13 protein-coding genes are annotated in these 22107 nt (G+C 41.3%); 4 read left to right on the top strand and 9 right to left on the bottom strand.

The features are described from left to right. Nucleotides 1–34: 34 nt before the first annotated feature. The 4 genes from IEW05_RS02835 to IEW05_RS02820 all read right to left on the bottom strand — a co-directional run bounded on the left by IEW05_RS02835 (nucleotide 35) and on the right by IEW05_RS02820 (nucleotide 5708). Nucleotides 35–1351 (bottom strand): ABC transporter substrate-binding protein, encoded by a 1317-nt coding sequence (locus tag IEW05_RS02835; protein ID WP_188535627.1) that lies wholly within the window; start codon nucleotides 1349–1351, stop codon nucleotides 35–37. Nucleotides 1352–1465: 114 nt separating this feature from the next. Further along, on the bottom strand, nucleotides 1466–3124 hold the full coding sequence (locus IEW05_RS02830) for a response regulator (RefSeq protein WP_188535625.1): 1659 nt from the start codon (nucleotides 3122–3124) through the stop codon (nucleotides 1466–1468). 31 nt (nucleotides 3125–3155) lie between these two features. Beyond that, the gene (locus tag IEW05_RS02825; RefSeq protein WP_188535623.1) at nucleotides 3156–4976 is read right to left on the bottom strand and encodes a cache domain-containing sensor histidine kinase; all 1821 of its coding nucleotides are present in this window, start codon (nucleotides 4974–4976) and stop codon (nucleotides 3156–3158) included. Between the two features lie 183 nt (nucleotides 4977–5159). After that, the gene (locus IEW05_RS02820; RefSeq protein ID WP_188535621.1) at nucleotides 5160–5708 is read right to left on the bottom strand and encodes a GbsR/MarR family transcriptional regulator; all 549 of its coding nucleotides are present in this window, start codon (nucleotides 5706–5708) and stop codon (nucleotides 5160–5162) included. Between the two features lie 245 nt (nucleotides 5709–5953). Here IEW05_RS02820 and IEW05_RS02815 point away from each other — a divergent pair, with 245 nt between their 5' ends. Next, the gene (locus IEW05_RS02815; protein ID WP_188535619.1) at nucleotides 5954–7159 is read left to right on the top strand and encodes a quaternary amine ABC transporter ATP-binding protein; all 1206 of its coding nucleotides are present in this window, start codon (nucleotides 5954–5956) and stop codon (nucleotides 7157–7159) included. Next, entirely contained in the window at nucleotides 7156–8925 is a 1770-nt protein-coding gene (locus IEW05_RS02810) for a glycine betaine ABC transporter substrate-binding protein (RefSeq protein WP_188535617.1), read from the top strand. The genes IEW05_RS02815 and IEW05_RS02810 overlap by 4 nt, the downstream gene beginning before the upstream one ends. A gap of 207 nt (nucleotides 8926–9132) precedes the next feature. On the opposite strand, the gene IEW05_RS02805 is transcribed toward IEW05_RS02810, so the two are convergent. The 3 genes from IEW05_RS02805 to IEW05_RS02795 all read right to left on the bottom strand — a co-directional run bounded on the left by IEW05_RS02805 (nucleotide 9133) and on the right by IEW05_RS02795 (nucleotide 15882). Beyond that, nucleotides 9133–13752, bottom strand: coding sequence for a collagen binding domain-containing protein (locus tag IEW05_RS02805; protein WP_188535614.1), 4620 nt, complete (start codon nucleotides 13750–13752; stop codon nucleotides 9133–9135). A 298-nt stretch (nucleotides 13753–14050) separates the two neighbouring features. Next, nucleotides 14051–14704 carry a class D sortase gene (locus IEW05_RS02800; protein WP_188535612.1) on the bottom strand — a complete coding sequence of 218 codons (654 nt, stop codon included), beginning with the start codon at nucleotides 14702–14704 and terminating at the stop codon, nucleotides 14051–14053. Nucleotides 14705–14736: 32 nt separating this feature from the next. Beyond that, nucleotides 14737–15882: a response regulator gene (locus IEW05_RS02795; protein WP_188535610.1), complete on the bottom strand. Its 1146-nt coding sequence runs from the start codon at nucleotides 15880–15882 to the stop codon at nucleotides 14737–14739. Nucleotides 15883–16201: 319 nt separating this feature from the next. Between IEW05_RS02795 and IEW05_RS02790 the strand changes: the two genes are divergently transcribed. Continuing rightward, the gene (locus IEW05_RS02790) at nucleotides 16202–16741 is read left to right on the top strand and encodes an NADPH-dependent FMN reductase (RefSeq protein WP_188535606.1); all 540 of its coding nucleotides are present in this window, start codon (nucleotides 16202–16204) and stop codon (nucleotides 16739–16741) included. A gap of 211 nt (nucleotides 16742–16952) precedes the next feature. On the opposite strand, the gene IEW05_RS02785 is transcribed toward IEW05_RS02790, so the two are convergent. Further along, nucleotides 16953–19310 (bottom strand): glycosyl hydrolase family 18 protein, encoded by a 2358-nt coding sequence (locus IEW05_RS02785; RefSeq protein ID WP_444543949.1) that lies wholly within the window; start codon nucleotides 19308–19310, stop codon nucleotides 16953–16955. Between the two features lie 868 nt (nucleotides 19311–20178). Between IEW05_RS02785 and IEW05_RS02780 the strand changes: the two genes are divergently transcribed. Beyond that, nucleotides 20179–20718 carry an NADPH-dependent FMN reductase gene (locus IEW05_RS02780; protein ID WP_188535606.1) on the top strand — a complete coding sequence of 180 codons (540 nt, stop codon included), beginning with the start codon at nucleotides 20179–20181 and terminating at the stop codon, nucleotides 20716–20718. 151 nt (nucleotides 20719–20869) lie between these two features. Here IEW05_RS02780 and IEW05_RS02775 read toward each other — a convergent pair whose 3' ends face one another. Further along, nucleotides 20870–22078 (bottom strand): MFS transporter, encoded by a 1209-nt coding sequence (locus IEW05_RS02775; RefSeq protein ID WP_188535604.1) that lies wholly within the window; start codon nucleotides 22076–22078, stop codon nucleotides 20870–20872. Nucleotides 22079–22107: the final 29 nt, after the last annotated feature.

Below are 22107 nucleotides of genomic sequence, written 5' to 3'. Positions count from 1 at the left end.
CTGGACGACCTATTAACCCTATTTCTACGTTGAACTACTTACCGCTCTTTGCCTTGGACCATTTTCCATTCAAATCGGTACTAATCTCATCCACCGTCTTACCTGCCATCATTTCTTGACCTAACGCCTTTACATCCAATTGAATGGCATTCGCCAAATCTGTGTAAGCTGCATTACCTGGAATATAGAGGAATGGTTCATTCTTGTTGTTATTATAAAAATCTTGCAGGAATGGTACATTAGCATCAATTCCCTCGTAAGCAGAACCCAATTGAGCATGATCGATATAATCTTGATATACCTCAGGGGAATAGAACCATTCCATGAATGCTTTTGCTTCATCGGCATATTTAGTTGAAGAACTAATGCCATAGAAATGATCCGTAAAGGTCATAAGCTTCAATGGCGTATCTTCATTCTGACGATATGGCATCGGGAAAGCCGCCAAATCATCACTACTTCCTGTCTTCGATACGTAAGTCGGTACAAACCACAGTCCGGAGGCTACAACCGCTGCTTGTTTGGATACGAATAGATCCGTCGCTTGATCCCAGCCCACGCCAAGTGGATCCGGCCCCATTACTTTTGCATCATACAGCTGTGCAATCTGACTAAACCCTTCATAAAAAGCGGTCCCCTTTGCAAAAGGTGCGTCTTGTTCAGCCATAGCACTTAAATAATTCTCGTCATCCGATAGAATATGAGGCAAAAATTCGTTGAACGGATAATCTGGCCATGCGTCTTTGCCGCCCATCGCGTACGGTATATAAGTGCCATTGTCTTTGATTTTGTTCAATACATCAATGAATTGTGGCCATGTTGTTGGCACTTCAAGATTTAACTCTTTGAACACACTAGGATGATAATAGACAAGTTCCGGGAAGGACACGGAAGGGACAGCTAATATTTTACCATCCACTTTGTATTTATCAGCGTATTTATTACCACTTACAAAGCCTAGACCATCTAGCGGCATTAATTGTTCCTTGAAATCACTCAGCCAGTTCGGCTTCAGTTCGATGATGTCTGGTAACGCATTACCACCGGCACGAACTTTGACCGCCTGCAAATAATCAGAATCACTCTTGAAAGACTCTAACTCAATCGTCACATTGGGTTTAACCTGGGTGTATTCCTTCACCTTATCATTCAAAAATGTGATAAAGTCATTATTTGAATCCCACATCACCATTTTGAGCGTTACAGCCTTAGCTGAGCTATCTGTCTTACTCTCGCTTCCACTTCCCTGTGCATTATCCCCTTTATTACTGCCTCCACCTGAGCAACCGCTTAGAACCGATAACAGTAAAGCTGTTACTGCAATCCATATTCCCAACTTTCCTTTTCTCATACAATGACCTCCTCTATGTGCTTGGTATATGTTAATTTTACGGTCACTGAATACGCTTTCATATGTATGATCTTGTTCTTTTCTTCTCTCTTTTTGCACAGCTTCAATGACTTTTCATCTCTCTTCAACTTCTTGATGTAGCTGTTCCCGATATTCTGCAGGAGCAAGGCCTGTTACCTTTTTGAATACTTTGGTAAAATGCCCTTGATTGGGATACCCCACCTTTTCTCCAATCTCATAGAGCTTCATCCCGCTATACATCATCCCGATCGCCTTCTCAATTCGGATACGGGTAACATATTCAACGAAAGTCTCGCCCATTTCTTTGGAAAATAATTTACTAAGATAAGTCTCGCTAATCCCCGCTTCTTCGCTTGCTAATGTTAGGGAAATAGGCTCATGATAATGAATCTGAATCCATCTCCTAACCTTTTCAACTGGACGCTCGGCAGAATCTAACTCATACTTTGCAGCAAATACTGTAGCAGCCACTTTTTCAGCAATCTCCACCATATTCCTATTCACTTCTTGCAAAGAATCGATCTTACTTAACAGCTGCGAGGCTGAGAATTCTACTCCTTTTATATTGGACCAAGGAATTCCTTTGCTATATAACAGGGTGTTCATCTCCAGAATCAACGAACGGTAAGGCTCTAGAACCTGATCAATCGTTGCTTTACGATGAAGCGAGAAATGGCTCAGTAGGATATTCAATTCTTTTCTCCATTGATCATCATCACGAGCAAGTGCTTGAATAAATGCCGAAACACTCCCAGAATTAGATCCGTGCTGATTCCGCAACTCCTGAGAAGGTCCCGCAGCATCCTCGGGGAAATATGCCCTCCCACCCCCGTTGAAAAAACGATACTGAGCCAATACAAATGCTTGTTCATATCTTGCTCCCCATAACCCGCTATCTTCGCAGGGCTCAGCAACCCCAATACACCCACGGACATTTACGTATTGCTCCAAGTGACTCATCGCTTTAGTTATGATCTCATGTAGCAGCTCTCTAGCAGCTAAGCCGCTCACATGCCTAGGAATTAAGATAAGCAAAGCATACTCTAATGGGCCAGCCATATTCATTACCGCTTCATAACCATATCCCTCAATAACTTGTCTAACGGTGTGCATGACGAATCGTTGCTTCTGTCCTTGATCTTCAAAAGACTCCTTATAGCTTCGATCAATCAATAGAGATCCGACGATATGACGATAGCTTGGTAACCCCTTGTTCCAAATCTCCAGTTCCTGTTCACCATGAGGCGAACGCCGTATATTCCTAACGTTACCTGATTCTTTTCTTACCCCTTCCATGAACCGTTGATCCTTTAATTGTTGCAGCACGGATCGTGCTTCGCTCTCTTTACGTTCACTTTCATTCATTCTTTCAAGCAACATTGTCACTGCCTTCTCTATGACAGTCCCAACTTTTTCTTCCTCTAAATCATCCTTGATAATGTAATCGTAAACGCCGTACAAAAAGGATTCACGCACGTATTCATAATTACGGTAGGCGCTGAGTACAATCACCCCTATTTTGGTACCATCCGGTGTGTCACGAAGCTCTTTAATGAATTCAATCCCGGTCATAATGGGCATCTGCATATCTACCAATACCAAATCTATATTATTGTTCCCTATCATTCGAAGCGCTTCTCGACCATTGGAGGCTTCCCCGGCTATCTCACATCCGTAGCTGTCCCATCTAATAATCTCCCGAAGTGCAATCCTTACGATGGGTTCATCGTCCACAATGAGTACTCTTAACACGAATCTTCCCCCTTTCTAGAAGATGAGTCATTTACACACTTAACTCCGTTGTTTTCGCATCCGTTTGATACATCAAGGGTATACGTAGCTTTACTATTGTTCCCTCATCCTGATTGCTTTCAATGTGCATTCCGTAAGCCGGGCCATAATTAAGTGAAATACGATCATGTACATTCCTCAGTCCAATGCCATTAAATCTTTCACGATTACTTTGCCTACCTTCTTTTAGCTCAGAAAGAGCCTCTGGGGACATCCCGACACCATCATCATGAATCGTAAACAAGCATGTTTCTTTATCTACAACTTCTCCGGTAACAACGATTCTCCCGCGACTCTCTTTCTCGTGCATACCATGTATAATTGCATTTTCCACAATCGGCTGCAGCATTAATTTAGGAATCAACGCTTGTTCCAAAGTAGGGTCAATGATACACTCCATATCGAATAAATCTCCGTAACGAATCTTCATGATCTGCACATAGTAATCTAATAACACCATTTCCTCGCCGATCGTTGAATACATTCCTCCTTGATTAAAGGCAGAAGACAGCAGTTTGGTTAATGCCTCCGTCATTCGCTGGATGTTGCTTACCTTGGAGATCGTTGCCATCAGTTTGATCGTATTCAGTGTATTGAGTAAAAAATGAGGATTGATCTGCGACTGTAATGCCGTTATCTCGGCAATTCGCTTCTGACGTTCCTTCTCCTTTACCTCCTGCAATAACCCTTCCATATTGGACATCATTTCATTAAATGCATTACCAAGCACGTATATTTCAAGAGGTCCGGATGGTGTAATATTCGCGCTGAGATTACCTGCTTTCACCTGCGCCATCTGCCGGAACAACGCGACAATCGGCTTGACCATACTGCGTACAAAGAAATACGACATCAATAAGAACACAACTAGTCCTATTGTAAAGACCAACATCGTTCGATGAAATACACTGGTAACTTGGGCCATGATTCCCTCATAGGGAACGACTTGTATAAATCTCCACCCCAGATTACCTTCTGTATACACAACATACGACTGTTGTCCATCTACTTCACGAACATAACTACCATGGCTTCCTGCCTTAGCTGAATCAAGAAAAGAGTACTCTGCACCTCGTATCCCTTCCTTCAGCGCCTTATTATTCGTGGAGGCAATTAAATCGCCCTTCTCTCCAATAACATAAATATCACCTGCATCCGAATTCTCCGTCTCTAGCAACTGAATGAATTTACTGGCCCTAAATACAAGATAGATCACATCTACATCATAAAAAATGGGACTATATTTGGGGGATATTGCTGCCGTAATGTACATTCCATCTTCTGGAACTGAAGGCGCACTTTGTTCAATGCCCATCAGCTCTACCCGGTTCTTCGAGGCAGATACCGCCTTATACCACTCCTGATTAAGATAAAATGAAGCATCATAGCCTAACGCTCGCTTATATTCATACATCTTCTGATCTTTAAAGAAAAAAATAACGCTAGCCACATCACCGGTATAATGAAAATAGCTTCCTACCTGGATATCAAGCTTCTTACTCATTTTTAAATGCTCCTGTGAATCTTTAGCACGGCTTACCTCAGACGCTGTAGTAATTAATTCGTCATCATTGCCCATTGTTGATAGCGTATTCATAATCATCTGAGCTTCAGATTGAAATGTGTAGGAAACCTGCTCCAGTGTCTGCAACGCTTGCGATGTCGTATTCTTCACTAATATGGAGTTAAAGGATCTCACAGAATACAAAGTTACAAGAAATAATGGCAATGTAATCATTAAAAAAAACGATATGTACAATATTTGAGCGATTCTCCATCTTCGCCTTGGAGGAAATTGTTTGAAACTTGCCATGATATGCCTCCTCGCTCGTATAATTTGAATTTCCCTATTTATCGATAGATAGTTATATCTCATTCTAGTCTATTATATTTGAAAGCGTTTGTAATAACGTATATTTGTTCTTTTCTTATTCATTTTTGCACTCAAAAGTCCCCCATCACGAAATAATGGGGGACTCGTTTGGAACTCATTGTATTATTTTTTAGGAACTAATTTATAAATTTCGCCACTTTCCATGGCATCGATCAGTCTATCCAGCCATTCATAATACTGGACAGCCTCCTTCATCTTTCGCTGATCCTCCTGCAGAACCTCATGAATAGCGCCCTCAGACTGTGATTCTAAATGCACGTTAACCTCTTCGATGGAACGGCGAAGCACGAGAATATTATTCTCTACAGCTTTCCTCCATTTAGTGGAGAAGAAATCCGTGAATGACTGATACCAGTCACTTTCAACTTCGTACAAATCCTTACGAGAGCCCTTTTCCCAGACTTTATTGACCATCTTCAGATCTAGTAAGGTTCTAACTCCTGTGCTCATGCTTGTCTTACTCATACTCATTTCCATACCCATCTCATCCAATGTCATTGGCTTATCTGCAAAATACAATAATCCATATAAATGACCTGTCGATATGGGAACACCATATAAATCCATGTTTCTTCCTATTGCCTCTATAACACGCTTACGTATCTTTAATAAGGTTGAATGTTGTTCCGGAGTAAGCTGGTCCAAGCCCATGCTTGCACCTCCTATCGCAATGTCTCTTCTATATTAAGAAAGTCACACCAAAATGTAAAGCGAACACTTGGATAGCATGGTGAAGAAAATAGAAGGATAAGTTGCATTCACTGCGTACAGTTTTTTCTGTTCGTTCTTTACGTACAGTTTTTTCGTTTGAGTTATCAAAGAACTTTTGTTACACTAGGAGGCACGAATAGACTCCGTAGTATTTTGGCTAAAATTGAATTAAAGGGGTTGATGGTTTGACAAATACTATTATAGAAGTCCGAAACGTAACCAAATTGTTCGGCCCGAATACGGAATCAGGTCTTCAACTTTTAGAACAAGGCTATAACAAAGAGAAACTGGCCAGTAAAGGTATCACGGTTGGTGTGAATAAGGTCAGTCTCGATATCCGTGAGGGTGAGATTTTTGTCATTATGGGACTGTCCGGTAGCGGTAAGTCTACATTAGTTCGAATGCTCAATCGATTGATTGATCCGACTTCAGGTGAGGTTTTGATTCACGGGAAGGATCTAATGAAGATGAACAAATCGCAGCTTAGGAAAGTACGGCAGAAAAGTATCAGTATGGTATTCCAAAAGTTCGCGCTCTTTCCTCATCGAACCGTACTTGAGAATGTAGAATACGGATTGGAAATACAGAAGGTTGAAGCAGAAGCTCGCCGGGAAAAAGCCTTGCAAGCCCTGGAATTAGTAGGCCTTAAAGGCTGGGGAGATAAATTGCCAGATGAACTCAGTGGTGGTATGCAACAGCGTGTAGGACTAGCCCGCGCTTTAGCTAACGATCCTGAGGTACTACTTATGGATGAAGCGTTTAGCGCACTCGATCCGCTGATTCGCCGTGATATGCAGGACGAGTTACTTGAATTGCAAGATAAGATGAAAAAGACAATTATTTTCATCACCCATGATCTTGATGAAGCGCTTCGGATCGGAGATCGGATTGCCTTAATGAAGGACGGCTCTTTGGTCCAAATTGGAACACCAGAAGAAATGCTTACCCAACCAGCCAATCGCTATGTGGAACGATTCATTGAGGATGTGGATCTCTCTAAAGTTCTTACAGCGGCCCATGTCATGCGGCGTCCCGAGACGACCACACTCGACCGTGGTCCTCGCGTAGCACTTGAACTTATGCGTGAACTGGGAATTTCGAATCTGTTTGTTATTAATCGTTCCAAAGTATTACTAGGAGTAATAACCGCTGAAGATGCTTCAGCAGCAGCCAAGTCTGGTAAGTCGATATCAGATATTCTCATTACGGACGTACCACGAGTTGAACCGGATATGCTTCTTGGTGATATGTTTGAACTCACAAGTTCTGCCAAGGTTCCGGTGTCCGTTGTTGATAATCAGGGTAAGCTACTTGGTGTAATTGTTAGGGGAGCCCTACTTGGAGCACTAGCAGGTAACGTCAATCAATCCGAAGGAGGTGAGCCGAAATGACCCCGAAAATTCCGCTCGCTGACTGGATCGATTGGATTGTTGCTTGGATGGAGAATCATCTAGGTGGCATGTTTGATGCTATATCCGTAGTTATTGAGAACATTGTAACCTTCTTCTCATGGATATTCCTCCTACCTCACCCATTACTCTTCATCGCGATTATCGGCATCATAGCCTACGCTATCGGTCGTCTTCCATTGATGTTCTTCACCGTCATTGGCTTTCTACTCATAGATAACTTTGGCTACTGGCCTCATACGATGAATACGTTGGGTCTTGTTATCACTTCAGGGCTTATCTCCATCCTGTTTGGGATTCCAATCGGAATCTGGAGTGCTTACAGTAAAACCGTTCACCGTATCGTCTCGCCGATACTCGATTTCATGCAGACGATGCCGGCTTTCGTCTATCTGTTGCCTGCTGTTACCTTCTTTAGCCTAGGCGTTGTACCAGGCGTTATCGCATCCGTAATCTTTGCGATTCCACCAACGATTCGCATGACCTATCTCGGTATCAAGCAAGTACCAGAAGAGTTGAGCGAAGCGTCCGATGCCTTCGGTTCAACCTCATGGCAGAAGTTATTCAAGGTAGAATTGCCTCTTGCCAAGCCAACGATAATGGCTGGAATTAACCAGACCATTATGTTATCTCTGTCAATGGTTGTTATAGCCTCCATGATTGGTGCACAAGGTATAGGCGCTGAGGTATATCGTGCTGTAACACAATTAAAAATAGGACAAGGCTTCGAAGCAGGGCTCGCTGTCGTTGTGTTGGCAATCGTTCTTGACCGTTTCACACAGAGTCTGCTGAGACCAAATCGTAGAAAAGTTGCCCCTGCTGCAGTAAAAAGCTCACGCCGAAAATGGATTATTCCTGCTGCATTGGTGATCGTCATTGTACTTGGCGGAATCATGCAAGCTATACTACAACCGAATGAAGAAACAAACTCTTCTGGAACCCAGAACGAGCAAGCTGTCGGTCGCCTCTTCGATTACAAAATTATTGGAATCGATCCTGGTGCCGGTATTATGAAATCTACTGCACAAGCTATTCAAGATTATGACCTTGAAGGCTGGAATCTAATTGAAGGCTCTAGTGCGGCTATGACCGCTACGTTGGACAAAGCCATTCGTGAAGAACAACCGATTGTCTTAACTGGCTGGACACCACACTGGATGTTTAACAAATATGATCTTAAATACTTAGAGGATCCTCTAAAAACATACGGTGATGCAGAAGAAATACACACGATCGCTCGCCTTGGACTCGCTGATGATCAACCTTCAGCCTATGAATTTCTGAAGCGATTCCATTGGTCATCTGATGAAATGGGCGAAATCATGACTTCAATGCAAAATGGACAGGCACCTAATAAAGCCGCTGCGGAGTGGGCAGCGGCTCATAAAGACCGTATAGAGGAATGGACAAAGGGCATACAACCTGTCACGGGTGATAAGCTTACTCTAGGTTACGTGGCTTGGGATTCAGAGATTGCCAGCACTCACTTACTCCAGTACATTCTTGAAAATAAGCTAGGCTACAAAGTAACCGCGCTTCAAGTAGAAGCTGGCCCAATGTGGACTGGTGTTGCTGGTGGTGATATCGATGCTACTGTTGCAGTTTGGCTGCCTTTAACCTTCGCCGACTATTGGGCGAAATATCAAGATATGGTGGAAGACCTTGGTGCGAACATGACAGGTGTCAGAACAGGGTTAGTTGTACCTTCCTATGTAGATATCGACTCAATCGAAGATTTGAAGAAGTAATTTAATTAAGACTTAAAACCTAAGAAACCATCCCGGTCAGGGATGGTTTCTTCATATATAAATTAGAAGAGGGAGTACTATTAATATAAAGCCTATTCCTTAACCTAATATTACAGAGACCTGAAAATTAGATTAAAAATAAGGACTACCCCCTCTGTCATCTTCATGACCTTAGGTATAGCCCTTCATTACATACAATTCATTTTTTTATTTTTGAAGCAGTCTTTTTTTCCGGAAGATTAGCAGGCTTCCACCAAGAACGATCAGAGCTAAGCCAGCTACTTGAAGCGGTAAATGACTTGATTCTCCTGTTTTTGGAAGTGTCTTCCCCGTGTTTGTTGACGAACCCTGATCACCAGTAGTCCCGCCTTTAGGTAATACATCAACATCTATAACATATTCCTCTTCATTACCATCTTTATCAGTTACTTTAATCGTAAATGAATCCTTGCCTACATATCCTTCCTTCGGCGTGTACACCCATTTACCCTTTGGATCTACGGTAACTTTACCATGCTTAGGTTTCTCCTTCACCTTCGGCGTGGTATCTTTCGGAACATCAACCTTACCCTTTACAGGCTTGTCCTTCGGCGTTGTCACCTTGTCTTTAGGCCCTTCTGGTTTAGGTGTAGCTGTGTTGCCCGGTTCAGTCGGTACCGGTGTTGGAGTAGGAGTCGGACTTGGCTCCGTACCCGGATCTGGACTTGGACTAGGTGATGGGCTTGGTGTTGGGGTAGGACTTACTGGAGGAACTCCACCACCACCTCCTCCTCCGCCACCAGGAGTTGGAATATAAATTTGGTTCTCGATTTTGTATGGTTCAGGAGTAGTGCTGCCATCAACTACTTTGACATCAGTAATGCCATTGCCAGTCAATATATAACCAACTGGTGCCTTAGTTTCTTTCAATGAGTACTCTCCAATTGGGAGCTCAATAATAGCTGTTGTTGTGCCTGCCTCAAACAGCTCCAATTTACCTTGAGCATTGGTTTTGCCTGTCGCACGTAATATGCCATCAGCATCACGCAGCTCGAATTCAGCGTTAGGAAGTGGCAAGTTTTTATCGTGTTTAGCAACCTTTGTTACGTCAAGCTCGCCTGTTGGTGCTTTTTCATCCTTAACGGTAGCAGTTACAGTGTTGGCGACATCGATCATCGTCGCATTTAGCGTGATATTATCAATAGTAGCATTTACCTGATATCCATAAGGAGCTTTTGATTCTTTAACGATGTATTCACCATAAGGAATATTCTTGAAAGTTGCTATTCCGTCAGTACCCGTCACTTGTGTGTCAACTTTAACTGTCGGGAAGTCTTTGTGGTATAACTCAAACTCTGCTCCGGGTAAAACAATACTGTTATCCGTTTGATCAACCTTTGTAATTGCGATATGACCAACCGGATTTTGAGAGTTTTCAATCGTTAAATCTGTATCTGCTTGAGTAAGAATAACTTCTTTAAGACCATTATTTAACACATAATAGCCATAAGGAGCCGTCTTCTCTACCAATACATAATCAATACCCTGGTAAATTTCATGTGCTTCACCATTAAACGTTAAAGTGCCGTCTGTGCCTGTAGTACCACTTACTACAAGCTTTTTAGTTGTAGGGTAACCTTCCTTCTCATAAAGTTCAAAAGTTGCACCAGGAAGTAACTTGGTATTATCAGCATTGTCTACCTTTTTAATGGTCAAGTTACCGAATTTCTTCTTGATGTTTTTAATATTCATTTCAATAGCTTCAGTTGAATCTTTTGTAGTAATAGCATTAATACTAACTTTAGTTTCACCTGTTCCATCTAAGTTGTAGTATTTAGGGGCTGCAACCTCTTTCAGGATATAATTACCATATCTAACTTGTTTAAATTCTAGCTTTCCATCTGGACCAGTTGTTTCAGTACGCAAAGTAGATCCATTAGTACGAAGAAGCTTAAATTCAACATTAGCCAGCGGTTTACCGTCATCGCCCGTTTTATTAACTACAACGTCACCAGTCAGTGCATTAGCGTTACCAGTACCGCCTGATAGTGCGAAGCTGTAAGGGACTTGACTTGTAGTTGAAGAATTTTTAATGTCATCTGCAGTTAATTTTGCCGCATTGGATACAGAGACTGTGGTACCTTCTTCAGCGTCAACGTAAGTGGAATATTTCAAAATATATGCTGAATCAATTTCTCTCACAAAAGATAATTCAAAACTAGTACCATCTTCTGCAATCTTCAGATTATAGATGTGATTCTCTTCTTCCACTGGATTAACAATTTCAGAACCCTGCTCTAATACATTGTTGTTATTATAAGTGGCACTGTACAGCTTAAAGTTATTTTTGCCCAGCAATATTTGGTTTTCACTTGGTGTATCAGAAACCTTAACATTTTTAATTTTTGATTGTGCTTCATTAATTTTTATTTCCCAGTTAATTTTATATTTATCTTTATTAGATGGGACAGATGAATCATTTTGCTCTGAAATTCCTGTTTTAGAAATATACGTTCCAGCTTTTGGCACTTGGACTGAGTTAGTCAAACTAGATGTATATTTCTCATTGTTGCTATCATTATGAGACACAATAGCAGTATTAGAAATCGTTTGGTGACTGTTATCGAATTTTTGATCGTCAACTGAAGTTGTAAATTTCACGATATAAGCTTGTTTATTAATAAGTTGAGAAAATGAAATTTTAAGTGTATTTTCATTAGCTGCAGAAGGCTCCTGAACTGTTACAAATCCATTTGTTACTCCATGTTCATATACAGGGATAGCACTTTCTGTTATTGATCCATTACTGTTAACAATAACTTCATAAATCTTCAAGGAATCTTTATTGAAGCTCTGAATATCAGTCAATTTATCTGTAATAACAGCATCCGTCATTAGCTTTTGACCATAGTTAAAACCTATATTCCATGAGATGGTTTTTGTAGCAGCACTGTACTTACCTTCTTTTTTACCATTGTTAGTCCATTGCCAGTGATCCCCTGGATTTGGAGTAAAAGTATCTTCAAATGTAGTGCCTGGTTTATTTGGTCTTGTATCTTGATCCCACTTGAAGTTACCTACGTTTTTGTAATTAGCGATGAGAGAATCCAATGAGGACTCCTCAAAATCAAACGTCGTTACATACGTAATGGTATAATGTGTTTCTCCGCTAAGACCAGTTACTGTAAAACCTTTACCATCCTGATCTGGTGTAACGGTTCCATCAAGTCCGTTTCCATCTTTCGTTACATTAACATTGCCCACTAATTTAAGAGCAGGCTTGCCATTCTTACCAAGTGGGAATGTATCTGTGTAGACACCACCCGTCATATTGTATTTATCTTTATTAATATGAACTGTCCATTTGATGGTTTTATTATTGTAGTCTACTTCGCTATGGGATTTACTATAGAAGTTTTGCGAGACTCCACCTGAGGAAGTAGCAGTCTTGCCATTGTTGTCAAATACATTGTTGTTAACAGTGTAGCCTTCAGTTACATCCGACGCAGGTTTTGTTTTGTATTCTATAATATATGGTTTTGTAATAGTACCGGTATGTGAAAGAATAAAACCATTTTTTTCATCAGAGCCTGTTACATTTGTTACATCAGTAGACTGGCTAAAAATATTAACAGGAGAACCTGTTTTATTTCCATTTGCGTCTACTTCATACACTTTGACAGTTCCATCAAGTACATGTTTGTTATCGAATAAATCTGTAATAACGGGATCGGTCAAAGATCTCTCACCAAAATTGTACTTGATCTCCCAATCTATACTATGATCTGGATTAGATTTACCGCCTGCTTTTTGCAATACTTTTACTGGGGTAATTGTAACGGTATCTTCACCTTTATACTCTATAGGAGGATTATTTGGCTTATTACCTGTCAATTTAGCTGTGTTTTCGAATGGTACAGCAGCTTCGTCCATTTCTTGTGTAATCTTTGTCTTAAAAGTAATTCTGTAGGCTCCATCAATGCTGCCAGTATTATTTAGAACATCTGCAAAGTTTATAGTAAGTTCATTGGAAGAGTTAACCGTTGGATTAGCAATGGTTATCGTGGAACCAGGTTCAACTGATACATTTCCATTAGAAAGAGCTACATTTAGCTTATCAATTGTAACCGCTCCGAATAGCTCTAACCCTGAAGGAATTGGATCAACCACTTGTGCATTATCAATTTTCTCCAGATTCTTATTAACATCGATTGTCCATTCAATAACCTTTCCTTCTACAGGATCGGAAATAACGTTTCCTGTCTTGTTTACTGAATTATGGTTACCAGACGGCTTAACGTTTACGGTGATTGGATGGTTGTTGAAGACAATATCTACCGTATTTGAGCCTGCTGGAATTTTCCCATCGTCTATATAGGCCCAAAATTGAAGATCTCCGAATACTTCACTTCCATCTGAATCTAGTTCCTCCGAGTCCCGGACATTCTCATTAAAGGTTAGAACAACTTTACCTGTATCTTTAAATGCTGTAAATGTACCAAAATCGTTGAGTGGACCAGTAATATCTTTTTCAAGCTTAAGACCTTCTGGCAGATTAAAGGTATAAGTATCATCTTTCCAGAAATCATGCCCACCTTCCAGCTTCCATGCATACTTCACATAGATTTGTTTATCCAGCGAAAACTGATAGTTGGGGTCGTAATTTTCAACTGCATCTTTAATCACAGCAATTATATCACTATCTTTCTCCTCACTAAGTTCGACCTTCGTAAAGGATATTCTATCTGTTTTTTCTGCCGCCTTCACAATCCCCAATGTCCCCGCAGAGCTAAAAATCTGAAATACGAGCAAAAATGCCAGCAGCACCGCTATAGATCTCTTCTTCATATGCTTAACTACCTCCTAATAAATATCTATTTTGTATTTACCATAACTTCACAAGTTAATCCATTTAAACACTTATGTACTCCGTGGTACAGAACTCTAAATACAACTATTCCCCTTCCTTACAACCATTCTCATAGGTTATTGCAGTATAATCGCAGCCAATCAATAAACTCCAAAATTCCCCACCTATAGTCGATTTTCGTCGTTATTTATCTTATAAATATAAATTATCTCACTGAATTTATTCTGAATTTATGGTAGCAAAAAAAGACCTCCTTTTAAGAGATCTACATAAAGACTAATCTACTATTTTTCCTTGTATAATAAGGCGATGCGTTGGGTTTACCATGGGATCACAGGTGACCAATGTGATTTCTTTGTCTTTGTCATTACCTTCCAATACCCATACTTCGTCAGGCTTCACGCGAAATTTCTCTGTTACCATATATGCAAATTGAGTATCTCCGTTATCAACTTCAATCGTATCTCCAATTTCTAATTCATCAAGTCGATTAAAGTTTCTTCCGAATGTACGATTGCGATGTCCTGCTATCGCATAGTTTCCAACTTCGCCGGCCTTCCCCGTATTAACGATACTAGCAACAGTAGTCTTCATATTCTCGTTCGTTGCCCCATGAAGAATAGGTAATAGCAAATCGATCTTGTCGATCACCAAAATGCCTTCCATATTCTTATAGCTACTAAAATCAGGCTTTGTTGTCACCTCAATGTGGTCATCCGTTCCATCATTGGTCAATTCGTTACTGGACTTCTCTGCTTCACGATCCGTAGGAGTTGGTTCATCAATACTCTGAATATTCTGCAGGCTGTTCTCCCACTCCTTAACCAGCTTTTGTTGCTGATAATCATAATATACTTCAGAGAGTTTGGGATAACACAGTACTAGAATTCCAATAACAATTAGCGCTATAGATACGACTTTCACTTTCATGATATATCATTCCTATCTATGAGTACATTGATTTACATATTGTTGCTCCATTCATGATACCATTCTGTTAACTCCTTGCTAGGAGTCACTTCAAATTCCTCTTGTAGCTTATTTGAAATGATCTGATACTGTTTTCTGACTTCTAGTTGATGATTTAATATCGAATAAATTTTCATTAAGCCAAAATAACCGTCTTCCACATAAGGCATTCTTTCCACAATCTTTTGGTACAACAACATAGCCTCTGTATATTGTTCAAGCGACGAGTAACACTCCGCGATTTGCTTCATATGATTCAACCAGATCAAACGAATCCGTTCTTGTTCATACTCCGCCCAAATATATCGATGTTCTTCCAGAAAATCTCCACTGTATAACGACATGATAGACAAATGTTGATCCAACGTATCCGAGGTTACATCAGGAGCCTGACGTACACGGCTCTCCCATTCTTCAACATCCAACTTTAATTCTCCCAATACAAAACTATATCCTCCATCTTTATATTTCAATTCAAGATAAATCAAATCAATTTCTTTTATAATTTTACGAATCTGATAAATTGCAGTATGTAATTGCGTAGTCGATCTCTCAATATCTTGATCCGGCCATAATAAATCGATTAGCGTTTGCTTATTCACTGTATTATCGTGATGATATACAAGGTAAGCAAATAACTCACATGCTTTTAACGTCTTCCATGGAAAAGACTGCACCGCTCCATACGTATCTATATAATGTATATTTTTCAACAAACATAGTTTTATATTGTCCGTTTCTGTAATGATTTCTGTAGTTCTCGCGGCTGATACCGCAGCACGTTGTAGAGTGATAGCTAATCTACTTTGATTTACAGGCTTCAACAAGTAATCGAGTGCATTCATCTCAAATGCTTTCACAGCATATTCTTGATGCGCAGTAGTGAACACAATCTGAAGCTGCGGCTGAATTTCCAGCAATCGATTAGCCAATTCAAACCCATCAATCTCCGGCATCTCAATATCTAAAAAAGCCAAGTGTAGCGGTTCTCGTCGAGCCGCTTCTAAAGCATCATATGAATTCACAAAAGTTCCGATCAAATCAAGACTAACTTCGACTTCAATCTGTTCTTCTAATAATTTCTCCATTCTTCTTAAGGCAAGACGTTCATCGTCTACAATAATAACTTTTAGTTTCATTTCTTCTCATGCACCCTCCATTCCAACTATTTTCCATTCTATCAAGCGTATGACTATAAGTCCAAACATCAAAAAAGGAATTTTTTTATGTTTGTACTAACTTATATAAAGTCACTTGACAAAAGGAACTTACTAGATTATTATTGTCTTACATTGAGAATACTTAATATCAAGATAATTGATATGAGTTAACTAACTTACATTGAAGTTTGAACATTGACCCCAAAGGAGTTGGTTAATCTTTACTTCGGAAGGTTGTGTAAATTTGGGCTTATTGGATAAATTACTAGGTAGAACAAAAATTGAGGAGGACAAAACAATGTCAAAATTAAACATCGGAATTATTTTAGGAAGCACCCGCCAAGGTCGCTTAAGCCCACAAGTTGGGGAATGGGTAAAAAGTGTGGCTGATGGGCGCGGAGATGCAAATTATGAAATCGTTGATATCGCTGACTTCAAGCTACCACTTCTTGGGGAAGCAGATGCTACGGAACAAGCAACTGCATGGAATACCAAACTTGCTAGCTTGGATGGCTTTGTATTTATCGTTCAAGAATACAACCACAGTATTTCAGCATCATTGAAGAACGCACTTGATTATGCACGTGATGCTTGGAACAATAAGGCGGCAGGGATCGTAAGTTATGGCTCCGTAGGTGGCGCTCGCGCAGCTGAACATCTTCGTGGAATCTTGGGAGAACTATCCGTAGCAGACGTTCGTGTACATCCGGCATTGTCACTATTCACTGATTTTGAGAACGGAACTGTGTTCAAACCAGCTGATCTTCACCTGACCAATGTGAATGGCATGCTTGACCAAGTCATTGCTTGGAGCGGTGCATTGAAAACTTTGCGTTAATATCAAATTGTTCTGCACACAAAGAAAAGGCATCCAAAGAGTTCTTGAACTCATTGGATGCCTCTTCTTTAATATGTTCAAATCCTCAATCGAGCTTACAACCCTCGCCTCTCGTCTCAATAATATGCTTAGGAATTAGTTACTCACTTTGCTTTTAAGCATCTCTTCGACACTTCATAGCACTCAACCATATAAAATACAGCTAATCGTATTAATGAGGTAAGTCATTAGACACGACAGTTTGCAATGAGCGGTTTTTGTCAGCGTTTAATTCCCAGAACATCGCACCGCGTAAACCTTTGGTTTTGATAAACTCATTTTTCAAATGAATGGATTGCTCATCATCATACGTAACAAAGATTTTCGTAGTTGGATTATAAAGGAATGGCGTTTGCGTCACGCTGTTCCAATAGCGGGTATAACCTTGCCCTGCAACGGTATATTTACCTGTGGAATCAGCAGACAGTATGCCGGTACTTTGCAGGTAGGCAAAGTCATACGTCGAGCCGTCTGAACCACCCGTGGCTGCACCAGTACAGCTTTGATACAATCCGTTGTTATTTGGACCTGCGTTACATCCAGTCCAGCCATAGCCATAGAATGGTTCGCCTACGGTAATCTTATTGGCAGGGATGCCTTTATTCAAGTAGTTGGTTACTGTGGAATTGATGTTGAATTGGCTGTTGCCATTTGTGTTGGCAGGGTCGTTATACAGTGGTGATACGATGCCGCTTGTAGCATCCCATGGACCATAGTAGTCGTAGGTCATGATGTTGATCCAGTCCAAATACTGTGCAGCTTTTGATAACCAGTTATTGGTGCCGCCTGCATCAGCAAGGAAGCTGGAGTTAGCGCTGGAAGCAATCGTAATATAGTAGTGTTTGCCATCCTGTTGTCCAGCCGTATCAAGAGCTTGGCGAAGCGTTTGGAGTAGAAGGATGTAGTTCGCCTTGTCAGCTGTACGTTGGCAGGTTTGACCCGACGCGCAAGGTACGCCGATGCTGTTCGGGTATTCCCAATCGATGTCGATGCCATCGAATTGATATTGACGCAAGAAATTCACGGCAGAAGTAGCAAAGTTGCCTCTAGTAACAGGATCATTCGCCGTGTTGGAGAATTGATTGGACCATGTCCAACCGCCGACAGAAGCGAATAATTTAAGATTTGGATTCGTGTTCTTAAGCTGTCTAGCCTTAACCAATTGGTTGTATCCGCCATCTGCCGTACCGTCAGTCATTGGATCTCCAAGCACGATAGAACCGTTCGGAGCATTATTTGGAGTGCCATCGCCGTTTTGACAGGTCCAAGTATTTGGATTTGGATTATCCGAGCTTGTAGAAGGATTGCCATGTCTGCCGTTCCAGCAGATATCAAGGAATGCATAGTTGATGACAGTTACTTTTGTTGCATCAATATTAGCAGGCGTAAAGGACGGTGTATTGTAAGCAGCCCAGCTTGGGAAGTAGCCGATAATCTCATATTGCGATGGATTTTGAGGAAGTGTTGTAACGGTGAGTGCATTGCTGGCAGCGGAAACATTACCCGCATCATCCTTTGCTTTTACAGTAAAAGTGTACGCGGTATTCGGAGCTAAACCTGTAACCGTGTAGGATGTTGTATTCGAAGAGCCAGCAAGTGTCGTACCATTATATACATCGTAGCCTTTGACGCCGACGTTGTCTGTCGAAACGGTCCAGCTTAATGATACAGAGCTTGCAGTTATTGTAGGTGCCGCTAAGTTTGTCGGTGCCGTTGGTGGCACCGTGTCTGCTGCGCCTGTCGTTACGCTGACAGGTGCGCTGGCTACTGATACATTACCTGCCTCATCTTTCGCTGTGATCGTGAACGTGTATGCGGTACTAGCACTCAAACCCGTCACTATATAGGAAGTACTTGTCGAAGATCCGGCAAGCGCGGAATCCTTGTACACATCATAACCTTTAACACCCACATTATCCGTTGAAGCCGTCCAGTTTAATGTAACCGAATTACTTGTCACGTTGCTGGTTGTTATATTCGTTGGTGCTGTCGGAGGCTGGGTATCCGGAACAATAGCCAATGTTGTAGCGTTTACAGATGAGCTTGCAGTGGAAATGTTACCCGCAGCATCTTTCGCTTTAACAGTGAAGGAATAGGTTGTACTTGGAGTTAAGCTTGAAACGGTGAACGTTGTGGTTGTAGTTGAACCTGCAAGTGTCGTTCCGTTATAGACGTCATAGCCTGTAACACCGACATTATCGGTAGATGCCGTCCAACTAAGGGTAACGGATTCTGTTGTTATATTGCTAGCCATAACATTCGTTGGAGCAGTCGGTGGCTGCGGGTCGGCAGGTGCCGCTTGTTTGCTCCAAAGTGCAGGGACGTTTGGCGGTTCCCATCCAACGAGAGAGGTATGTCCTTGCACACAACTATAGGTGTCAGTTCCATAGGTAACGAGATCGCCTGTTTTATAGGCTGTATTAGGCGCCCAAGGTGCAGCACCGAAGGCAGTTAATGGTATAGCTGAGAATACCATGATGAGGACGAGAAGCATGATAACACTAACCTTTTTGACCTTTTTCAATCTAATCACTCTCCGTTCAATTTGGGTTTATAGGTTCGTCAGACCTGAGAAAAAACGACATATCTCTCCTTTCGCTAGCAAATCTATGTAATCGCATTCAAAGTTCCATAGAATGATAGATGGATACCAGGGTGGCATAGAATGCGAAATTACAAGCCAATGCGAGATTGTGGAGCGCGGATATGGCTAAGTTATAACAAACAACAGGAACGACAATTGCTTATATTTCTTCACCAGGGTTAATGGATAAATAGTTTTCATCGAAATATAGAGAACGCCTTCTTAGGAGAAAGGAACTAGTGACCCGAAGTTGTGCCGTGCCATAAGAGAGCTATGATTAAAGGGTGCAGTGGATTTATTGAGAAGGATTCTGATCTGATTGATTAGATGTATTTGCCGGAGGTACCAGATCGAATATGGATTTTTTATAACTTAGCGGCGAAAGTTAATATTGGGTCAAGTCGAGGTAAATTAAAATCTTTGATAGTCTTATAAAAGTTTTAACATAAAAGTAAATATATGCCAATAGGGAAAGAGTATGAATTTAATAGAGAAGGTTATTAAGGTATCAAAGTACATGATTAAGTATCAATAATCTACTTCAGAGGTTCCCGTAAAGGCCTCTTTCAGCTTGTAGTAAATATAACGACACTAACTTTTATAAAGTCACTTGACAAAAGGAACTTACTAGATTATTATTGTCTTACATTGAGAATACTTGATATCAAGATAATTGATATGAGTTAACTAACTTACATTGAAGTTTGAACATTAACCCCAAAGGAGTCGGTTAATCTTTACTTCGGAAGGTTGTGTAAATTTGGGCTTATTGGATAAATTACTAGGCAGGACAAAAATGGAGGAGGACAAAACAATGTCAAAATTAAACATCGGAATTATTTTAGGAAGCACCCGTCAAGGTCGTTTAAGCCCACAAGTTGGGGAATGGGTAAAAAGTGTGGCTGATGGGCGCGGAGATGCGAATTATGAAATCGTTGATATCGCTGACTTCAAGCTACCACTTCTTGGGGAAGCAGATGCTACAGAACAAGCAACTGCTTGGAATACCAAACTTGCTAGCTTAGATGGGTTCGTATTTATCGTACAAGAATACAATCACAGTATTTCAGCATCATTGAAGAACGCACTTGATTATGCACGTGATGCTTGGAATAATAAGGCGGCAGGGATCGTAAGTTATGGCTCCGTAGGTGGTGCTCGCGCAGCTGAACATCTTCGTGGAATCTTGGGAGAACTATCCGTAGCAGACGTTCGTGTGCATCCGGCATTGTCACTATTCACTGATTTTGAGAACGGAACTGTGTTCAAACCAGCTGATCTTCACCTGACCAATGTGAATGGCATGCTTGACCAAGTCATTGCTTGGAGCGGCGCATTGAAAACTTTACGCTAAACGGCGGTAACCAATCGGCAATTAACAAACGCTTGGGCTCATTAGAGTCCAAGCGTTTGTTTTTGTTAGTCTATTAGGCCTAAAACAAAGTACAACTTGAGCATGTATAATTACCCTTTGTCTATTTTCTTTGGTATTTACCGTTCCAATATCAGCCATTAATGTGATGCTGAGCCATCGTCGTCGCTTGGCTTGGATGATCCAACCTACTACATATCACCGCAATTATACATGCCGATATCGCCAGAAAGGCAGCAGCTACCGGAAGAGAAATTAAGCCTCCCTGCTGAACAACCACTCCACCAATCGCGGATCCGCCTGCGATTCCCAGGTTAGAGGCTACTGGATTCAACGATGCAGCAAGGTCCTTCGTTCTTGGTGAGAACTGCTTGGCCAAATCGATCAAATAAAGCTGTGCTGGTGCGCTCACAATACTTGACATCGTGGCTAGTACAATGAGTACAACCATCCCTAGAATCGAGATTGATGCGGTCATACTAAAGACGATATAGACCAACGCTTGCATAAGAAATACGAATCTCAGCTTGCTTACTGCATTACCCGTCGCAATCTTACCTCCAAGCCAGTTACTGATAATCGTGGCAACCCCATATACAAGCAGTATACCGCTAACCGAGCTCTTAGGAATATTCATCACTTGTTCTAGTATCGGTGTAATGTATGTATACATCACAAACACGGCTCCCACAGCCGTAACCGGAATGAAGAAAGCAAGAATGATGCGTCCATTTGTGAGCAGTTCGACCTGATCCTTGAGCGAGCTGGGCACAGGCTTCGGTAGTCCTCGTGGAATATACACATAATTTAGAATAATAGCAATTCCAGCTAAAATCCCATTTAGAACAAATGCTGCCGGCCAAGTGAAGAACTGCCCTACAAATGTGCCGATCGGAACACCAAGCACGTTCGCAATAGCGAAGCCACTCAGAATAGTAGCAATCGCTTTGCCTCTCTTCTCTGGGTCAACTGCTTCACTAGCTACCGTAATGGCTACAGACAGGACGAAGCCACTTAGTACGGCTGTAACTATTCTCGTCACCATTAGCATACTGTAGGATCCGGCTACAGCACTCCACAAATTCAGCAGTAAAATCAATGCAAGCGATACAAGAATCGTAATCCGTTTCGGAATACGGCCGCACAAAGACATCATAAGCGGTGTGCCAATCGCGTAAGAGATCGCGAAGCCGGATACCAGCCCTCCCGCTGTAGCTAGCGTAACTCCAAGACTCACGGATATTTCCGAGAGTAAGCCAACAATAATATACTCCGTCGTACCCAGAATAAAAGCCATAAACGTAAACGAGAAAATCAATGCGTTCTGTCGTGTTGTTTTCATGGTGCTCTCCTACCTATTTATCTCTATAT

The sequence above is a fragment of the Paenibacillus segetis genome (assembly GCF_014639155.1).
Lineage (GTDB): Bacteria > Bacillota > Bacilli > Paenibacillales > Paenibacillaceae > Fontibacillus > Fontibacillus segetis.
Note: the sequence above shows the minus strand (reverse complement) of the source record. Positions and strands in the feature narration are given on the sequence as shown.